4 protein-coding genes and 1 pseudogene are annotated in these 2,737 nt (G+C 61.2%); 4 read left to right on the forward strand and 1 reads right to left on the reverse strand.

All coding sequences use genetic code 11. The features are described 5' to 3' along the window. A pseudogene (locus KM135_RS19950) lies at positions 1-115 on the forward strand (IS5/IS1182 family transposase); the annotation flags it as partial. 29 nt (positions 116-144) lie between these two features. Here the strand turns inward: KM135_RS19950 and KM135_RS19610 are convergent. Then, positions 145-546: a hypothetical protein gene (locus KM135_RS19610; RefSeq protein WP_221715773.1), complete on the reverse strand. Its 402-nt coding sequence runs from the start codon at positions 544-546 to the stop codon at positions 145-147. A gap of 80 nt (positions 547-626) precedes the next feature. Between KM135_RS19610 and KM135_RS19615 the strand changes: the two genes are divergently transcribed. From KM135_RS19615 to rpsT, 3 genes are all read left to right on the forward strand, one after another. After that, a complete protein-coding gene (locus tag KM135_RS19615; RefSeq protein WP_221715774.1) occupies positions 627-977 on the forward strand; it encodes an arsenate reductase in 351 nt (116 codons plus the stop codon). A gap of 143 nt (positions 978-1,120) precedes the next feature. Beyond that, positions 1,121-2,170: an AI-2E family transporter gene (locus KM135_RS19620; protein ID WP_221715776.1), complete on the forward strand. Its 1,050-nt coding sequence runs from the start codon at positions 1,121-1,123 to the stop codon at positions 2,168-2,170. Positions 2,171-2,281: 111 nt separating this feature from the next. Next, positions 2,282-2,545: a 30S ribosomal protein S20 gene (rpsT, locus tag KM135_RS19625; protein WP_221715775.1), complete on the forward strand. Its 264-nt coding sequence runs from the start codon at positions 2,282-2,284 to the stop codon at positions 2,543-2,545. Positions 2,546-2,737 lie beyond the last annotated feature (192 nt).

Below are 2,737 nucleotides of genomic sequence, written 5' to 3' on the forward strand. Positions count from 1 at the left end.
GCGCATGTTCTGTCGCTTCAAAGACTGGCGACGCATCGCCACCCGCTTCGATCGCAACCTCAAAAACTTCATGGGAGCCATCTGCATCGCCGCTGCCGTCATCTGGTGGCTGTAGTGAGTCCGGACCCTAGAAGCTGACGACAATCAGTTCGCTAACGCCAATTCGCCTGCTTTCACCAGAAGCATCTCAAAATCAGTGACGTCGGCGGCCGAAAAGCCAAATTTCTGCAACAAGTATGATGCCGTTCTTATGCCATCCAAGTAAACTTCCACTTGTTCGGTGAAACTACCATTGTTGAAAACATCATAGTTGAGTTGCGGAGCGCAGTCCAAAATACGCTGCTTAATTCGAAGTTTTGAGCGAGCAGGATATCGATCGAGTAGATCAAATGGCATGACAATTGGAACGTAGCGGATGAGGAGCTTCTCATCGGAGAAGCGCGATTTGTCGAGAATCTGTTGTAGGATCGGCTCGATACTACGCCGCACTTTTTCAATAGCATCGCTAGCCGACTGATAGCCCTCGCTCGATGCCCAAAACTCCACGTTCGCCCCCTGTCGCGTAAACCTTGCCCGTCCCGAGCTTGATGTTAGATCAGTGTTCTCAACTCAAAAAGGGCTTCGGCGTGACCCTCACTCTCCACGGCATCCCCAATTGCGACACGGTCAAGAAGGCCCGCACCTGGCTGGAGGGCAAGGGCCTCGCCTATGACTTCCGCGACTACAAGAAGGCACCGCCCAACCCCGAGGAGCTGGCGCGCTGGACGGCTGCCGTCGGCTGGGAGCCGTTGCTCAACAAGGCGGGCACGACGTTCAAGAAGCTGCCGGACGCCGACAAGAGCGGCATCGACGAGGCCAAGGCGATCGCGCTGATGGCCGAGCATCCCTCCATGATCAAACGCCCGGTCGTCACCGGCGCGGACTCCCTGCTGGTCGGCTTCAAGCCTGACCAATGGGCATCGGTGCTGAACGCTTGAGCCCGCCGCGCGGATCGACCTCGGGCGGCGCAAAACCGCCCGTAAGCAAGAAACCGGCGCGTGCGGCCAGTCCGGCGAAGGCAAGCAGCGTTGCCAAAACTGCCAGCGCCACCGGTGCCCCCGCCGCAAAACCCCGCATCGCGATGGAAGACGGTTTCTTCCTCGCTCTGGTCATCGTCATCTCGCTGGCCTTCGCGCTCGTCATCCAGCCGTTCTTCGCCGCCGTCCTCTGGGGCATCATCGCCGCGATCCTGTTCGGCCCGGTGAACCGCCGTCTGCTCAAGGCCCTGTCCGGCCATCGCAACAGCGCGGCCGGACTCACGCTCATCCTCATCATCGCGATGGTGATCGTGCCCGCCATCTTCATCACCATGGCGCTGATCAACGAAGTCGCCTCGGTCTATGCCCGCATCCAGTCGGGCGAGATCGACTTTGCCGTTCTGTTCGAGCGTGTGCAGGCCAGCCTGCCGGGCTGGGCCAATGCGTATCTTGAACGCTTCGGCCTCGCTGATTTCGCATCGCTGCGAGAGCGAATCGACACCGCGCTCACCGCCAGCTTCCGGACCCTGGCGACACAGGCTGTCGCAGCCGGCCAGAGTGCCTTCAGCTTCCTTATGGCGCTCGGCGTCATGCTCTATCTCGCCTATTTCCTGCTGCGCGACGGCGACGAACTCGCGGAGCGCGTGACGCGCATTGCGCCACTGCGCGCCGCCCAGCGCGAGGCTCTGTTGCAGCAGTTCGTCCTCGTCATCCGTGCCACCATCAAGGGCAGCATCGTCGTTGCCATCATCCAGGGCCTGATCGGCGGCATCGTTTTCTGGCTGCTCGGCATAGAAGGCGCCTTGCTCTGGGGCGTGACGATGGGCTTCTTCTCGCTGCTGCCGGCCATCGGCACCGGCCTCATCTGGGTGCCCGTCGCGCTGTATCTCTTCGCGACCGGCGCCATCGTGAAAGGCCTCATCCTCGTCTTCTGCGGCATCTTCATCATCGGCATGGTGGATAATCTGCTGCGGCCAATCCTCGTCGGCCGCGACACGCGCCTGCCCGACTATGTCGTGCTGATCTCCACGCTGGGCGGGCTGGAGCTGTTCGGATTCAGCGGCATCGTCATCGGCCCGGTGGTCGCGGCCCTGTTCATCGCAACCTGGATCAATCTCGCAGAGATGCGCCGGCAGGAAGAGAAGGCGGGTTGACGATTCGCCTGATCGCAGCTAATGGCCCGGCCTTCGCGCGGGCTCGCAGGCTCCCTTTGAGGGATTCGCGCCGCGCTCCATGCAACAGTTTTCGAGGTTCGAGGAATTTAAATGGCCAATACGCCTCAGGCAAAGAAGCGCATCCGTCGCAACGCCCGCCGCGCCGAAATCAACGGTGCGCGACTGAGCCGCGTGCGCACGCTCGTCAAGAAGGTCGAGGCTGCGCTTGAGGCTGGCGACAAGACCGCTGCCCAGGCTGCGCTGGTCGCTGCCCAGCCGGAGCTGGCCCGTGGCGTCGCGCGTGGCGTGCTCCACAAGAACACGGCCTCGCGCAAGTTCGGCCGTCTAACGAAGCGCGTCGCCGCGCTCGCCTGATCGCTTTCATCGTCATAGCGATCGATGATCGAAGCGGCGTCGGTTTCCGGCGCCGTTTTCGTTTCTAGGGTTCGGACCCAATAACTGGATTCCCACGTTGCTCGGATTGTGATTCAGTGTCTTGGCGAGGAGGCGCTGAGATGTCTGATTTCTTTTGGTTTTCCGATGCGCAGTGGTCTCGGATTGAGCCGC

It is taken from the genome of Sphingobium xanthum, from assembly GCF_019737615.1.
GTDB classification, from domain to species: Bacteria; Pseudomonadota; Alphaproteobacteria; order Sphingomonadales; family Sphingomonadaceae; genus Sphingobium; species Sphingobium xanthum.